Origin of the sequence: Bradyrhizobium diazoefficiens, from assembly GCF_016616235.1 — a bacterium.
GTDB classification, from domain to species: domain Bacteria; phylum Pseudomonadota; class Alphaproteobacteria; order Rhizobiales; family Xanthobacteraceae; genus Bradyrhizobium; species Bradyrhizobium diazoefficiens_H.
The window spans coordinates 810897-825074 of the sequence record NZ_CP067100.1 but is presented as its reverse complement, the minus strand read 5'-3'; the positions used below and the strand labels follow the sequence as shown (position 1 = coordinate 825074).

The window sequence follows — 14178 nt, the reverse complement described above, 5'->3', positions numbered from 1 at the left end:
CGTACTTTTCTTTCTCTCTTGAGACGCTTATTTGCCGAACCGCGCAATGACATCGGCTAGCGCGATGTGGCCTGCACAATATCCTGCTCCCGGATCAGAGGCTCCATTCTCCAAAGCGGTGGCGTAGACCACAGCAGGATCGGCTTCGAGGCGAGCTCGCAGAGCCGCCAGCTTCGGCCAACGGCTCCTCTCCGCAACAGCATGGAAATCGAGCCAGCGCGCAACACCGGCCAGCAAGGCGTCGGCGAGGGTCGGCCGGTCGCCGAGCAGGAATTCCCCCGCATCGATCATCGCTTCGAGCTTGTCGTGGCGCTCGATCACCTTCATCCTGCCAAAATTCCGCAAGGCCGACTTCATTGCGGGCTCCATCCCTTCGGCTTCCATTGCGACCCAGAGCGGCGTGAAGGCGGCAGTGAAACCGGTATTCACGAACGCCATGAGCTGATGCATGCGATCGGCCTTTCGCGACAGAGGATCGAAGCTCACGCGCCGTTCGACGTCCCTGGCTTCGAGCCAGGCCGCGATCGCCATTGTTTCCGTCAACAGCTCGCCTTGCTCCGTGATGAATGCAGGCGTCTCATGTCGCGGGTTGACCCGGGCATAGGAGGCGCTCCGCATCTCGCCGAGCATGTCGACGCGACACAAACGGTACGGCTTGCCCAGCCATTCGAGAGCCGCAACGAGCCCCATGGAGCTTCCCATCGGGAAGCCGTAGATTAGAATTGGGTCCATGATCTATTCTCCGTGATTTCTGATGATCACGCTGCGCAGCGATGCCAGACCTTTAGCCACTCGCTGCATCAAGTAAATTGCGAACTTTTTTGTAACCGGGAGTCGCCGATGAAAGATCTCGTGTCGAGATGTCCGATCGAGGAGGTGATGCAGATTCTGAGCGGTCGCTGGCCGACGCTTCTGATCTACTATTTGAAGTAGGGCACCAAGCGCTTCAGCGACCTGCGCCGGGACAATCCGACCATCTCGCACAGGATGCTCGCCCTGGAGCTTCGCAAGCTGGAGGATGCCGGCATCGTGACTCGCACCGAATTCGATGGATATCCGCTGCGGGTCGAGTATGACCTGACCTCCGCCGGTCACACGCTCGTGCCGTTGATCGACGCATTGGGCGACTGGTGGTCGACCGTCGCACCATTGGCCGGCGGAGAGGGCCGCGAGACCGGGATCGGCTCGACGCGACGCGCACCCCCGATTTGATCCTGCGCAGGACCAACATCGCCGAACGACGACAGCTATCGTTCAAAACAAAAAGCCCGGCCGAAAGGCCGGGCTTTTGATCTGTTGCGATCGACGCAAGAGGAGCTTACGCGGCCTCGTCGGCGACGGTGGTATCGTCGCCATCGCCGTCGTCGGTCTCGCCCTCGGCATCCGTCTCGCCCTCGGCGGTTTCCGCCTTGGCGTTGCGGCGCGGGCTCTTGGCGAGCTGGGCCTCGATCTCCTTGACCGCTTCGGTCTCGGTCGAGTGCTGCACCACCGCGATCTCGCGGGACAGACGATCGAGCGCCGCTTCATAGAGCTGGCGTTCAGAGTACGACTGCTCCGGCTGCGACTCCGAGCGGTAGAGGTCGCGCACGACTTCCGCGATCGCGACGATGTCGCCCGAATTGATCTTCGCTTCGTATTCCTGGGCGCGGCGCGACCACATGGTGCGCTTGACGCGGGCGCGGCCCTTGAGCGTCTCGAGCGCCTTCTTGACCAGCGCCGGGTCGGACAGCTTGCGCATGCCGACATTGGCGACCTTGGCGGTCGGCACGCGCAGCGTCATCTTATCCTTGATGAAGTTGATGACGAACAGCTCGAGCTTCGCACCGGCGATCTCCTGCTCCTCGATGGCCAGGATCTGCCCGACGCCGTGAGCGGGATAGACCACGAATTCATTGGCTTTGAAGCCCTGACGCTGAGTCACGACCTTCTTTTCCTCGGCCTTCGGCGCGGGTGCGGCGGCCTTCACGACCGGCTTGGCAGCAACGGGAGCCTTGGCAGGAGCAGCAGCAACCGGAGCCTTCGCAGCGGGCTTCGCAGCAGCGTGAGCCTTGGCTGTAGCAGGCTTGGCAGCCGCAGGCTTGGCAGCGGTCGCTTTCGCGGCCGGTTTGGCAGTCTTGTGAGGCATTGCGCTTCTTTTGTTCTTCGAGGACTTTGCAGCCGGCGCCTTCGTCGCGGTCCGACCCTTGGATGCGCTACGGCTGGCCGCGGCGACTTTCTTGGCCACCTTATGGGAGGCCCTCGCTGAAGTACTCTTTTTACGCGTTTTCTGTGACACAGCCTGCGCGCGGAAACTGCCACGCCCCTGTTCGACATTTGGTTTCACGGGAACCCAGAGGGGCCAACGGGGCTGACGGGGTTCGGCTTAATGTGCCCAATATAGCACATTTCCCGCAAAAATCAATGATTTAGGGACTTTTGTGACTGGTTTTCGGCGCCGACGAAGGTATTAGGGTTAAGTTTGCCCCTGATTCAGTCTCCGGAGCCGGGGTTCGGAGAAAAATATTTCTCGAACTTGCCTTCCTGACCGTCGAATTCCTTGGCGTCGGCCGGTGATTCTTTCTTCTGGGTGATGTTCGGCCAGCTCTTGGCGTAGTCGGCGTTGACCTGGAGCCACTTTTCCAGCCCCGGTTCCGTATCCGGCTTGATGGCGTCGGCGGGGCATTCCGGCTCGCACACGCCGCAGTCGATGCACTCGTCCGGATGGATGACGAGCATGTTGTCACCCTCGTAGAAGCAGTCGACCGGGCAGACCTCGACGCAGTCGGTGTACTTGCACTTGATGCAGTTTTCAGTGACGACGTAAGTCATCCAACGCTCCGAAAAGCTCTTTTAAAAGTCGCGGCTTGCGTAGCGCGGATGGCCCGGCGCCGCAAGGTCGGGAACGCCCGATCATGACGGCTTTATGTGCGTGATCGGCCAAGAAGTGAATTCTGACCGCAATTAATTGCGCTTTGCTTCACTCAGCTCCTCGTAGAGCACGCGCGCCGAGGCGGCGTCGCCGCGGCGCTCGTTGAAGGCGGTCACTTTCAACACGCGCACGGTGCGATCGAGCGCGATGGTGAGAACGTCGCCGATCTTGACCGCATGGCCCGGCGATTTTTCGCGCTCACCATTGACGCGGACGTGGCCGGTGACGACCAGCTCAGCCGCGGAGGTGCGCGCCTTCACCACCCGCGCGTGCCACAGCCATTTGTCGATGCGCTGCCGCTCGGTCGTCGTGGGATTACTCCTTCCGCCCCGAGAGCTGCTCTTTCAGCGCGGCGAGCTTTGCGAAGGGCGAGTTCGGATCGGCGGGACGATCGCGCTCGCGCGGGTTCGCGCTCGAGGCGTAGGGACGCAGCGAGGGACCGCCCTGACGGTCACGCCCCTTGTCGCGGTCGCGGCCGCGATTGTCGCGGCCCTTGTCGCGATCGCCGCCGAACTTGCCCTTGTCGCGGTCCCGTCCCTTGTTGTCGCGGTCTTTGTCACGATCCTTGCCTTCGAAGCGACGATTCCTGTCGTCACGCCCCCTGTCGTCCCGCCCCTCTTGGCGCGGCGCAGCTTCGCCGCCGCCTTCGCGCGGCTTGCGGAAGTCTCTGCCGCCGTCGCGACGATGACCGCCGTGACGATGGCGCTCGCCACGCTTCTCGCCGTCGGTGCCTTGCGCCGCCTCACCTTCAGCGGGCGCAGCGCCAGCCTCGGCACCGGCCTGCGGGCGCTGATTTTGATGACGTTGGTGACGATGGCGCTCGTGGCGCGGCTTGCGGTCCTCGTGACGGCCACCGGGACGCCAGACCTCGACGAGCTCGGGCTCGGCGGGCGCAGCCGCAGCCTCCACAGGCGCAGCGGCATCGGCCGATGCGGCGGCTTCCGTCGCAGCGGCCTCGGCCGGTGCGGCTTCAAGGCCAGCAGCCTCCCCCGTCGGCGCAGCAGGTTCTTCCGCCGGCGGTGCGATGCCCGGAGCGTCCTCGGACGTGACGGGAGCCTCGGGCGAAGCTTCGAGCGCCGGCGCTTCGGCCGCTCCCTCGTCGTGCGGCTCCATGCCCGGCGCGTCTTCGACGGTGATGGCTTCAGCAGCGGGCATATCGGAAACGGCAGCCTCGGCCGGCAGACCGGCGACCGCTTCAGCTGCGGTCTCGGTCGAGGTCTCCGCGCTGCCCTCAGCGGGCGGCGTCTCGGCCGCAACCGTCTCCGCGGCAGGCGCCGCCGGCTTTGGCGGCAGCGGCGGGCGCTTCTCCATGCGATAGCCGAGCGCACGCAGCACCGACGCAAAGTCCTCGCCGGCCGAGCCGGTGAGCGAGGTCATCGCCTGCGTCACGACAAAGCTGCGGCCGTCGAACGCGCCGGCGGGCTTTTCGCCGGGCGAGTTCTCGCGCCAGGCCAAAGCGGGACGGATCAGATCGGCAAGGCGCTCCAGGATGTCGACGCGCACGGCGCGCTCGCCAGCCTGCTTGTAGCCGAGCACGCGATAGGCATCGCGCGGCAGAGCCTTGTCGACCGGGAACGAGGTGCGGCCGGACGAGGCCAGATGCTGCGCGCCGGAGAGCGAGGACAGATCGACATTGTCCTGCTTCAGCGCCCACAACAGCGCGGCGAGCGCACGTGCGGCGGGCTTCAAGAGGCCGGGGAAATAGAGGTGATAGGCGCCGAAGCGGACGCCGTATTTGCGCAAGGTCGCGCGCGAGGGCTGGTCGAGATCCTTCAGCTCGTTGGCGATCTTCGGACGCTCGAGCACGCCGAGCGCCTCGACCAGCTGATAGGCGATGCCGCGGGCAATGCCGGTGACGTCCTCGGCCTTCGACAGCTCGAACATCGGCCCGAGTAGTTTTTCGATATGGGTCTTGAGCCAGAGCTCGAGGCGGGCCTGCACTTTGTCACGCGGCGGCCCGGTGAGCCTTTCGTCGGAGATGATGCGGATGCGCGGATGCAGCGCCTCGTCCGCGGCGGACAGCCGCGCCACGGCATCACCGGTCCAGCGGATGATGCCTTCCGAGGTCAGCACGAACTGCTCGTCCGGCGCGTTGCCGAGCTTTTCGGCGCGCGCGTTGATCTCGCCGGCGAGCACCGCTTGCGCTGCAGCCTGCAAGGCTTTCGCATCAGAGCCGGCTTCCGCCGCATCCGGTGCAAAGGTGAAGCCATCGAGGCGGCCGATGACATGGCCTTCGACGATGACTTCGCCGGTCTTGCCGATTTCAGTATTCAAGCTCGTGTTCTCCCGCAGGCGGCGCATCAATACACTGGTCCGGCGATCAACGAAACGCTCAGTCAAGCGTTCGTGGAGCGCATCCGATAATTTATTTTCGACCTCCCGCGCGATCCCCTGCCAGCGCTCGGGGTCCTTCAGCCAGTCCGGGCGGTTGGCGACGAAGGTCCAGGTGCGGATCTGCGCGATTCGGGCCGACAGCGTGTCGATGTCGCCGTCGATGCGGTCGGCCTGGTCGACCTGAGCCGCGAACCAGGAATCGGGGATGCAGCCCTTCTTCATCAGGAAGCCGTACAGCGTGGTGACGAGCTCGGCATGGGCCGCCGGGGACAGTTTTCTGTAGTCCGGGACCTGGCAGGCCTCCCACAGCCGTTCCACCGCCGCCTTGCCATGCGCGATATCGCGCACCTCGACGTCGCGGGCGGCATGGTCGAGCACGCGCATGTCCTCGGCAACCGGCGCGCGCGTCAGCGCCTGGCCGGGGGCGAGGTTCAGCGAGACCTGGAGCGCGCCGAGCGAGGCGAAATCCAGCTTCGAGTTGCGCCATTGCAGCACCTTCACGTTGTCGAAGGTGTGGTTCTGGAGCGCGTTGACGAGTTCGGGCTCGAACGGGGCGCAGCGGCCTGTGGTGCCGAAGGTGCCGTTGCGCGTGGCGCGGCCGGCGCGGCCGGCGATCTGCGCGAACTCGGCCGGCGTCAGGCGGCGGAACTGGTAGCCGTCGAACTTGCGGTCGGAGGCGAAGGCGACGTGGTCGACGTCGAGATTGAGACCCATGCCGACGGCGTCGGTGGCGACGAGATAGTCGACATCGCCGTTCTGGAACATCGCGACCTGCGCATTGCGGGTGCGCGGCGAGAGCGAGCCCAGCACCACGGCGGCGCCGCCATGCTGACGGCGGATCAGCTCGGCGATGGCATAGACTTCATCCGCCGAGAACGCGACGATGGCGGTGCGGCGCGGCTGGCGGGTGATCTTGCGGTCGCCGGCGAATTCGAGGCTCGACAGGCGCGGCCGCGTGATCATGGAGACGCCCGGCAAGAGCCGCTCGATGATCGGGCGCATGGTGGCGGCGCCCAGCAGCAGCGTCTCGTCGCGGCCGCGGCGGTTGAGCAGCCGGTCGGTGAAAACGTGGCCGCGTTCGAGATCGGAGGCGATCTGGACCTCGTCGACGGCGAGGAAGGAGACGTCGAGGTCGCGCGGCATCGCCTCGACGGTGGAGACCCAGTAGCGCGGGTTCTTCGGCTTGATCTTCTCCTCGCCGGTCACCAGCGCGACGCTCTCCACGCCGGCGCGGTCGGCGATCTTGTTGTAGACCTCGCGCGCGAGCAGGCGCAGCGGCAGGCCGATCATCCCGGAGGGATGCGCCAGCATCCGCTCGATGGCGAGATGGGTCTTGCCGGTGTTGGTCGGCCCGAGCACCGCAGTGACGCCAGCGCCGGCGGCGCGCTCGGAAGCGAAGGGGGAGGGAGAAAAAGCCATCTGGGGGATTAGGTAGTGGCGATTGGGGCAAATGTCAGTGCTGTTTGGGGCGGGTCGGGGACTGGTGCTTGTTGGCTGCGTCTCCGATCGCTCCGCTGCCGCGCCGCTCTCCGCGGTCATGCCCCGGCTTGACCGGGGCATCCAGTACGCCGCGGCCTGTCCGCTCGACCACATCCGCCTCGGCGTACTGGATCGCCCGGTCAAGCCGGGCGATGACACGGTGAGTGTGGAAGCTGCCTTCCCGAACCTCGCGCAACTGTCTCACTTTGCGACGCTTTTCCCGTTCGCTTTAAGCTTCGGAACGACTCCAGAACGAATCGCGGCCGAATCGCTGACTCCCCCGGGAGTCCCGTTCCGTTCACGCAAGATGTTGCGGGACTCGTTTTGCGTGCGCACTAGATGGAGTTTTGCGCTGCCGCACAAGCGGCGTTTCGAGGGCGCAATCGGTTAAGTTGGGGACGGCGCGGAGTCGAATCAGAATCGGGGCGGAGTCAAATGGATTCCCGGATTCGGGGGCGGCAAGGCAAAAGTTGCGAAAACAACCCCATGCACAGTAGGCAAGCCATTGAATTTGCGTGCTTTCTTACCCTCCCCTGGAGGGGGAGGGTAAGATCACTGCGTCTTCGCGACGCGCGGCGGCTGGGCGGAGGTGATGAAGCTTGTCGCTTCCAGCATCGCCGGCCCCAGCGGCGTCGGGACCTTCAGCCAGAACGGGACCAGGATGCGCGTGCCGGCGACCGGCGCAAACGCGATCTCAATGTTGCGCTGGGCGGCGAGGTATTTGATCACGGGGCGGTCGGGGATGTAGCCGGCCACAGGCACGAAATAGAGCGCGCAGACCACGACCGGGCCGTGATAGCCCTTCTCGGCCTTCACGTTCTCCATGCGCTTGAAATCGAGCTTGAGGTCGTAGCGCATGCGGCCGTCGAACACGGGCGCCGAGTTGTGGCAGGCCTCCGGCGTGACGGGGTCGCCGGTGCCGGGCACGCGCAACAGCGAGGCCGTCATCGGATCCCAGACGCCGCGGCGATGCGCATCGGTGACGACGATGCGGTCGGCATCGACCGGCGGCTCCGGCACGATGCCGAACTCCTTCACATTGCCCTTGTCGAGCGTGATGTGGATCTGTTCGGTCTTCTTCGAGGTGGTGGTGGAGGCCTGGTAGGCGGTCGCAACCAGCGCGCCGCCAACGACGCGGCCCTGCGAAGCGCCGGTGCCCGAGCCGCCCGCGAAGGATTTCAAAATCCCCGTGGTGCCGCCGGAGGCTGCGGCGGAGAACACGTCCTCCCCAATATCGATGTTCCAGGCACCCTTGCCGACCGGAATGCCCGCCAGCGTCGCCTCATACTGCGCCTCGAGCTTGCCCTGCGCCGCCACGGGCTCCGCGCCCCACGCCAAGGCGAGCCCGCACAGGGCCGCGAAGGCCATCCGGCGAGCCGAGCGCGGCCGGAGCGCAAGTCGGGGAGAACTGAGCACGAAACTTTCCAATCGGGGCGCGACGGCTGTTACTTAAGCCAAAAACCGCGGCAGACAATGTGTCCGGGCCTGTCCGGCCTGGAACTTGGGCTGACTCTTCAGGCCCGATTGCGCCGTTTATGTGATGGTAAGCGGTTTCAATCATTGCCGTTTTGGTGATCGGGGCAGCGGGCGGGCTAACCTCTCCCGCGTGCGGGAGAGGTCGCGCGCAGCGCGGGTGACGGCTCTCTCCTCTGGGGGACACTCACGACTGCCCCGCCGCGGAGGCACCCTCCCCAACCCTCCCCGCGCGCGGGGGAGGGAGCGCACCGCCCGAGCGGCGCAACCCCCGCCCAAATCCTTGACTACCCGCCCCTTCCCCCTATACGTCCGCCGCTCCCTGCAAGGACAGAGAATTAGCCCCCGTGGCGCCCCGAATGGCGGCCGCACATCGTTGGGGGTTCGAACCTAAGGATTGATGCCATGTCTCGCCGCTGCGAACTGACGGCCAAGGGCCCCCTCGTCGGCCACAAGGTCAGCCACTCCAACATCAAGACCAAGCGCCGCTTCCTGCCGAACCTCGTCAACGTGACGTTCATCTCGGAAGCCCTCGGCCGCAACGTGCGCCTGCGCGTCTCCACCAACGCGGTCAAGAGCGTCGACCACAATGGCGGCCTCGATGCCTTCCTGCTCAAGGCCAACACCGAGGCCCTGTCGCCGCGCGCGGTCGACCTGAAGCGCGCCATCCAGAAGAAGGTCGGCGACACCGCGCCGGCGAAGAAGGCGAGCTAAAGATTTTTGGAATTGGGCGGGGGCTAGGTTGCGTCGCGTGGCGTAGGCTTAGCCGGTAGAGTTTTGCGTTGCGGCCGGATCGGAAGATCCGGCCGTTTTTGTTGGTGGGAAGGCGACACGCGAAATTGGATGCAGCTTTCTACGTCTACGCGTCGCTCGCGCTAGGATGAACCTGCCTTTAGTAATCCGCACGCAGCGAACTCAGACACAAAATCCTCGACACAGCTCTCTGGTACGGCAAGAACAAAGAGATTACGTGCACGAGTGACTGCAACGTACCCGATCCGCCCAATCTCGGTATGAGTTCCGTCGAGCATACTCCGCACCTGCGCCTTGTCAGCAACGTACATAACGGCGCTAATGCTCTCGCCTTTCACTTGATGAACTGTGGACACATGCATAGGCCCGCTTTGGTTGCCGGCGAGATCAGATAGCTCGATAATCGGAGCATCGGACAAGGCCTTGTTCGCCAACTTCTGACCGACGTTATCTGCGGGCGCGAGCGAGAACTCGGTCTCTAACCGTTGAAGCAGCGCAAGCAACCGAGCCTTCAAGAGCGGATGCCACTGCGACTTGGCGAGTAGTTTCCCAGAAGGCAACCCATCGTCCGCACCTCGTACAAACGACCAGATGACTCGCCGCAGAGGAATTGCTGTGGCACGCGGCTGTCCTCTCTTCAGCACTGCGACTAGATCGCCATGGTCCTCTCCTAACAAGCCGACAATACCTTTACAGGCCTTGTCGAAAGCCTCGTCGAACCGGCCGAGTTTGTCGCGCATAATGGTGGCTTCTATAAACGACCTTACAATTCCCTGGCCCTGCGCTTCGCCGCCTCCTCGCCACTCATCCACCCAATTCGTACTGCGACAGAGGATTACCGCATCCCTCGCGTCGATATCTGCAGATGCAAGCATGCTCTTGTAGGCTGCAAGTAGCTTGGCTTTCTCCGCCTTCTTGTACGGAATGTAGTAGGCGCCGCTCATCTCCGAAGGTGCAGTTCGATTGGCGATATCAGAGCGTCCCGACAGCTTATTGGCGACCTCGACGACGGTGGGTACAGACCGGTAAATCTTCCCTTCTGAACATTATTTTGCGAGCGCTCAAACATGCCACTGAACAGCACTCTCGCTTTCGCAGCATCGCTAACCTCCGAAGCCACATCTAAGCGCGTCGACAACTGCGGTCTTACCAATATTGTTTGGACCGACGAGCACGTTAAGACCGGGTACAAATCTAAGGGTGGCTTCGCTTAAGCGACGGAAATTCTTGATGGACAATTCAGCTAAGTACATTTCGCCCCTATGATTCTCACGAGAATTGCGTGCTATTGATTTTGGAGTAGATTCGCGAAAACAATTATGCGCGTCACTCTCAACTTGCTCCCCATTTTCCGCTATACTCGCCCCGGTAGCATCACCCGGAGGCGCATCCCATGGAGCACGCAGCCAACCCAGACCACAACCCCTCGCCGAAGCACCTCGTCATCTGCTGTGACGGCACCGGCAACGAGATCAGCGAAAGCATCTCCAACGTCCTGAAGCTGTATCGCTGCCTGCGCAAGACCGACAGGACGCATCCCAGGCAGATGGTGTTTTACGACCCCGGGGTCGGCACGGTGACGGAGCCGACGACGTGGCACCGGCTCAAGGCCAATATCGACCTGGTGCTGGGGCTCGCCACCGGCTACGGGCTGGATGCCAACGTTCTCTCGGCCTATTGCTTCCTGGTCCAGCATTATGCGCCCGGCGACCGCATCTATCTGTTCGGCTTTTCGCGCGGCGCCTACACCGTTCGCGTGCTGGCGGGGCTGATCCACAAGATCGGGCTGATCTCGCCGGAGCAGGCGAACCTCGCAGGCTCGGGGCTCGTCGCCTACAAGCAATATTCCGGCACCGGGCGCGGCAACGACATCGACGATCTCAAGGACATCGCGGTCGACGAGCAGGGGCCGCTGCCGAAGGGCACGTTCGACCTCGCCGCGCAATTCGCGCGCATCACCTCGACGCGCTGGCCGACCATCCACTTCATCGGCGTCTGGGACACGGTGGCGAGCGTGATCGTGCCGCGGCGCGACAATTTCTTCTATCTGTTCAGCCTGGAGGAGCTCGCCTTCACGCTGCGCAATCCGAGCGTCAAGATCTTCCGGCAGGCGATCGCGATCGACGAGCGGCGCTGCATGTTCCGCCTGAAAGAGTACTGGGAGCCGCAGGAGTTCTGGCGCAACCGCTATGTGCCCGACGAGAAGAAGGAGCCGCAGGATATTTTGCAGGTGTGGTTCGCCGGCGTGCATTGCGACGTCGGCGGCGGCTATCCGGAAGCCGAGAGCGCGGAGTCGAAATGGCCGCTGATCTGGATGATCGAGGAGGCGGCGAAGGCGGGGCTGAACTTCAATCCGCGCACCGTGAACCAGCTCGCCTGGGGCGTGCCGCGCAAGAACTCGCCGTTTAGATATGTCGCGCCTGAATACACCGGCAAGGCGGGCGCATTGCACAACTCGATGACGGCGGCCTGGCGCGTGCTGGAGTATGTGCCGAAGCGTGCGACGTACAAGGAATGGCCCGACCGGAAGGTGTTTGCCGGCTTCTACATCCCCGATCGCGAGCCGCGCGTCATCCCCGAGGGCGCGCATGTGCATGAGAGCGTGGTGAAGCGGATGGCGGTGGAGCCGGACTACCGGCCGGTGAATCTGCCGAAGGTGTATGTGACCGTGCCGATGCCGGTCGGGCCGCATGCGGAGGCGGCGGCGGAGGAGAACGTGGCGTGAGGGGATTCCTCTTACCCTCCCCTGGAGGGGGAGGGTCGGCTCGCATCGCGCAGCGAGGGGAGACGGGGTGGGGTGACGGTCTCTCAGCATCCAGCAGTGCCCGTGTTGAGAGATCACCCCACCCCGCTCGCGCTGTGCGCGATCGACCCTCCCCCTCCAGGGGAGGGTGGCACCGCGCTACCGCTGCTTCCGGCATTCGCTGCTACTTTTCATTAAAATTCGCGCGCTCGCCTTAGCCGGATCGCATCAACTCCGTTTCATCATTGCGACCAAGCCCGCCGCGACCCTTTTGGTTGGGCATGATCTGCTCGGAAAACCGCTCACACTTTTCCCGATCATGCCCTGCGGAGTTGGAGGAGATGTGCCAATGCATCCGCGACGATTTACCCGCGTGAAACCCGCCGGCCTGGTGTCCCGCCAGGCCAAGATCATCACCGACCCGCGCGCGCCGGTGATCAACTGCACCCTGATCGACTATTCGCCCGGCGGGGCCTGCGTCGATCTCGGCGGGCAGGTGAGCATCCCCGACCGGTTCGAGCTGCTGCACGTCAACACCAAGAAGCGGTGCCGGATCGCCTGGAAGCGCGGCACGCGGGTCGGCGTGGTGTTTTAGGATTTTGTAGACTTCAGCATCACCACGCGGGAGGTACGCTCCCTCCCCCGCTGGCGGGCAGGGGAATCGCATATGAGTAAATCGCGGCTTGCGGATCGGCGTTTGAGAGATTCTGTTGTGGTTTTCTCTTTGCGGAGAAGGCCTGATGCAGTCTTACATCTCGATATTGCGAGAAGTACGCGACCCACGCGACATCAATGCTCGTCACCCTATTGGAACTATACTGTTTTTGACTTTGGCGGCGACGCTGTGCGGAGCCAAGAGCGGTGCTGAAGTCGCCGATTTCGCAGAAGCGCGTGTGGAAGAGCTTTCTGCGATTGTCGACCTGCCCCACGGGGCACCGAGCCACGATACCTTCAGCCGTCTGTTCCGCCTGCTTGATCCGGACGAGTTGGCGAAGGCGTTTATGGCCTTTATGACGGCACTGCGGGCGGAGCTCGGGTTGAAGCCTGCGCCAGGGGTTGTGGCGGTCGACGGCAAAAGCCTGCGACGCGGCTATGAGAAGGGGCGGGCCTACCTGCCGCCACTGATGGTGAGCATCTGGGACACCCAGACGCGAGTGGCCTTGGCCCAAGCGCGCGCCCCCGGCGGCAATGAGGTGGCCGCAACCCTGCAATTGCTGGGCAGCCTTGTCCTCAAGGGCTGCACCGTGACGGCGGATGCACTGCATTGTCACCCGGCGATGGCGCAGGCGGTCTTGGACGCCAAGGCCGATTATGCTCTGGGTCTCAAGGGCAACAATGGTCCGCTTTACGCCGAGGCCGAGCGCGCCTTCGCAAAAGCCGGCGACGTCGCTGCTTCGCTGGCCACGGAGGAGAAGGCCCACGGCCGGATCGAGCGGCGCCGCGCGAGCGTAATACCGGCTCCAGCCGCAGCGCGGGCCTTGCTGCCTGGTCTCAAGGCGTTTGGCCGCATCGAAGCAGAACGCACCACGGCCAATGGCAAGCGCGAAACCGCCACACGCTATATTGCGCTCTCGCGCAGGCTATGAATGGCCCAAGTCGTGCGCGCACATTGGGGTATCGAGAACCAGTTGCACTGGATTCTCGATGTCGTATTCGACGAGGATTCCGCACGCACCCGCAAGGATTATGGGCCGGAAAACTTCGCTGTGATCCGCCGTCTTGCTCAAAACATCTTGCGAATGCATCCCTCCAATACATCCATCAGCAGTAAAATGCGCCGCGCCATGTGGAGCAAAGACTTCTTCTTCGAGCTCTTTACTCATATGCGATAGCCCTGCGCTGGCGGGGGAGGGTCGGGGAGAGGGTGTCTCCGCGATGGGACACTCCCCCAGAGGAGGGAGCCCTCACCCGCGCCTTCGGCGCGACCTCTCCCGCACGCGGGAGAGGTTGCAGCGCGCGCGGCGCGATCGTTCTTCAACAACTCCCCCGCTACCCGCGCATCCTGGCTTTCGCCCCTGCGACGATCTGCATGGCGACGCCGGCGATCCAGCCGAGCAGCGCGAGCCAGCTCCAGGCGATGTGCGGGTCGAGCCGCAGCACGATCACGGCGACGGAGGCGAGCGCGGTGAAGGTGGCGCAGAGCGTGCCGGCGGCGCTCAGGAATTCCGCGGCGTCGATGTGGCTGTGCGCTTCGTCGAAGGGCAGCTGCGGCGTGTCGATGCCGAGATAGAAGCCGACGAAGCCCAGCACCATCATCAGCAGCAGGAAGCCCTGCGTGGTGAGGTGCGGGATCGCCGATCCCACATAGGCGCCGACGAACAGCCCGCACGCCGCGCCTGCCATCGCAAGGCCCACGCGCTCGAACACATGGGCAGTTTTGCGAACACCAAAACGCATGGCCGGCCTCCGTGAGGCGTTGCAGGTTGCGGAGGTTAGGCCAGTTTTGCGGGGGGTGGAAGGTTGGGGGGAGTTACGGATGCGTGAGGGG

Annotated in this window: 13 protein-coding genes and 2 pseudogenes; 6 read left to right on the top strand and 9 right to left on the bottom strand. The window is 63.9% G+C overall.

What is annotated here, in order from left to right; all coding sequences use genetic code 11:
- Positions 1-27: 27 nt before the first annotated feature.
- Positions 28-732, bottom strand: a complete 705-nt coding sequence (locus tag JJB99_RS03840; RefSeq protein WP_200497477.1) for a glutathione S-transferase family protein — start codon at positions 730-732, stop codon at positions 28-30.
- A 108-nt stretch (positions 733-840) separates the two neighbouring features.
- On the opposite strand from JJB99_RS03840, the pseudogene JJB99_RS03835 reads away from it, so the two are divergent.
- A pseudogene (locus tag JJB99_RS03835) lies at positions 841-1212 on the top strand (winged helix-turn-helix transcriptional regulator).
- A 106-nt stretch (positions 1213-1318) separates the two neighbouring features.
- Here the strand turns inward: JJB99_RS03835 and JJB99_RS03830 are convergent.
- From JJB99_RS03830 to JJB99_RS03815, 4 genes are all read right to left on the bottom strand, one after another.
- Positions 1319-2125 carry a CarD family transcriptional regulator gene (locus JJB99_RS03830; RefSeq protein ID WP_200497476.1) on the bottom strand — a complete coding sequence of 269 codons (807 nt, stop codon included), beginning with the start codon at positions 2123-2125 and terminating at the stop codon, positions 1319-1321.
- A 344-nt stretch (positions 2126-2469) separates the two neighbouring features.
- Positions 2470-2808 carry a ferredoxin FdxA gene (gene fdxA, locus JJB99_RS03825; protein ID WP_200497475.1) on the bottom strand — a complete coding sequence of 113 codons (339 nt, stop codon included), beginning with the start codon at positions 2806-2808 and terminating at the stop codon, positions 2470-2472.
- A 132-nt stretch (positions 2809-2940) separates the two neighbouring features.
- Positions 2941-3171 carry a S4 domain-containing protein gene (locus JJB99_RS03820; RefSeq protein WP_246775138.1) on the bottom strand — a complete coding sequence of 77 codons (231 nt, stop codon included), beginning with the start codon at positions 3169-3171 and terminating at the stop codon, positions 2941-2943.
- A 52-nt stretch (positions 3172-3223) separates the two neighbouring features.
- A complete protein-coding gene (locus tag JJB99_RS03815; RefSeq protein ID WP_200497474.1) occupies positions 3224-6661 on the bottom strand; it encodes a helicase-related protein in 3438 nt (1145 codons plus the stop codon).
- Positions 6662-6692: 31 nt separating this feature from the next.
- On the opposite strand from JJB99_RS03815, the gene JJB99_RS03810 reads away from it, so the two are divergent.
- Entirely contained in the window at positions 6693-7112 is a 420-nt protein-coding gene (locus JJB99_RS03810) for a hypothetical protein (RefSeq protein WP_200497473.1), read from the top strand.
- 161 nt (positions 7113-7273) lie between these two features.
- Here JJB99_RS03810 and JJB99_RS03805 read toward each other — a convergent pair whose 3' ends face one another.
- Complete coding sequence (locus JJB99_RS03805; protein WP_200497472.1) at positions 7274-8089, bottom strand: DUF3108 domain-containing protein; 816 nt, start codon at positions 8087-8089, stop codon at positions 7274-7276.
- 510 nt (positions 8090-8599) lie between these two features.
- Between JJB99_RS03805 and rpmB the strand changes: the two genes are divergently transcribed.
- Positions 8600-8908 (top strand): 50S ribosomal protein L28, encoded by a 309-nt coding sequence (gene rpmB, locus JJB99_RS03800; protein ID WP_200497471.1) that lies wholly within the window; start codon positions 8600-8602, stop codon positions 8906-8908.
- A 161-nt stretch (positions 8909-9069) separates the two neighbouring features.
- Here rpmB and JJB99_RS03795 read toward each other — a convergent pair whose 3' ends face one another.
- Positions 9070-9891 (bottom strand): hypothetical protein, encoded by an 822-nt coding sequence (locus JJB99_RS03795; protein WP_200497470.1) that lies wholly within the window; start codon positions 9889-9891, stop codon positions 9070-9072.
- A gap of 159 nt (positions 9892-10050) precedes the next feature.
- Positions 10051-10200, bottom strand: a complete 150-nt coding sequence (locus JJB99_RS03790) for an AAA family ATPase (protein WP_200497469.1) — start codon at positions 10198-10200, stop codon at positions 10051-10053.
- A 140-nt stretch (positions 10201-10340) separates the two neighbouring features.
- Between JJB99_RS03790 and JJB99_RS03785 the strand changes: the two genes are divergently transcribed.
- The 3 genes and pseudogenes from JJB99_RS03785 to JJB99_RS03775 all read left to right on the top strand — a co-directional run bounded on the left by JJB99_RS03785 (position 10341) and on the right by JJB99_RS03775 (position 13522).
- Positions 10341-11672, top strand: coding sequence for a DUF2235 domain-containing protein (locus JJB99_RS03785; protein ID WP_200497468.1), 1332 nt, complete (start codon positions 10341-10343; stop codon positions 11670-11672).
- 367 nt (positions 11673-12039) lie between these two features.
- Positions 12040-12285 (top strand): PilZ domain-containing protein, encoded by a 246-nt coding sequence (locus JJB99_RS03780; RefSeq protein WP_200497467.1) that lies wholly within the window; start codon positions 12040-12042, stop codon positions 12283-12285.
- A gap of 145 nt (positions 12286-12430) precedes the next feature.
- Positions 12431-13522: pseudogene (locus JJB99_RS03775) on the top strand (ISAs1 family transposase).
- Between the two features lie 157 nt (positions 13523-13679).
- Here the strand turns inward: JJB99_RS03775 and JJB99_RS03770 are convergent.
- Positions 13680-14087 (bottom strand): hypothetical protein, encoded by a 408-nt coding sequence (locus JJB99_RS03770; protein ID WP_200497466.1) that lies wholly within the window; start codon positions 14085-14087, stop codon positions 13680-13682.
- Positions 14088-14178: the final 91 nt, after the last annotated feature.

Bases quoted from the DNA above. Each gene is read 5' to 3' on its own strand.
- JJB99_RS03840 (WP_200497477.1), bottom strand. From the start codon at position 732: ATGGACCCAATTCTAATCTACGGCTTCCCGATGGGAAGCTCCATGGGG.
- JJB99_RS03830 (WP_200497476.1), bottom strand. From the start codon at position 2,125: ATGCCTCACAAGACTGCCAAACCGGCCGCGAAAGCGACCGCTGCCAAG.
- fdxA (WP_200497475.1), bottom strand. From the start codon at position 2,808: ATGACTTACGTCGTCACTGAAAACTGCATCAAGTGCAAGTACACCGAC.
- JJB99_RS03815 (WP_200497474.1), bottom strand. From the start codon at position 6,661: ATGGCTTTTTCTCCCTCCCCCTTCGCTTCCGAGCGCGCCGCCGGCGCT.
- JJB99_RS03810 (WP_200497473.1), top strand. From the start codon at position 6,693: ATGTCAGTGCTGTTTGGGGCGGGTCGGGGACTGGTGCTTGTTGGCTGC.
- JJB99_RS03805 (WP_200497472.1), bottom strand. From the start codon at position 8,089: ATGGCCTTCGCGGCCCTGTGCGGGCTCGCCTTGGCGTGGGGCGCGGAG.
- rpmB (WP_200497471.1), top strand. From the start codon at position 8,600: ATGTCTCGCCGCTGCGAACTGACGGCCAAGGGCCCCCTCGTCGGCCAC.
- JJB99_RS03795 (WP_200497470.1), bottom strand. From the start codon at position 9,891: ATGAGCGGCGCCTACTACATTCCGTACAAGAAGGCGGAGAAAGCCAAG.
- JJB99_RS03790 (WP_200497469.1), bottom strand. From the start codon at position 10,200: ATGTACTTAGCTGAATTGTCCATCAAGAATTTCCGTCGCTTAAGCGAA.
- JJB99_RS03785 (WP_200497468.1), top strand. From the start codon at position 10,341: ATGGAGCACGCAGCCAACCCAGACCACAACCCCTCGCCGAAGCACCTC.
- JJB99_RS03780 (WP_200497467.1), top strand. From the start codon at position 12,040: ATGCATCCGCGACGATTTACCCGCGTGAAACCCGCCGGCCTGGTGTCC.
- JJB99_RS03770 (WP_200497466.1), bottom strand. From the start codon at position 14,087: ATGCGTTTTGGTGTTCGCAAAACTGCCCATGTGTTCGAGCGCGTGGGC.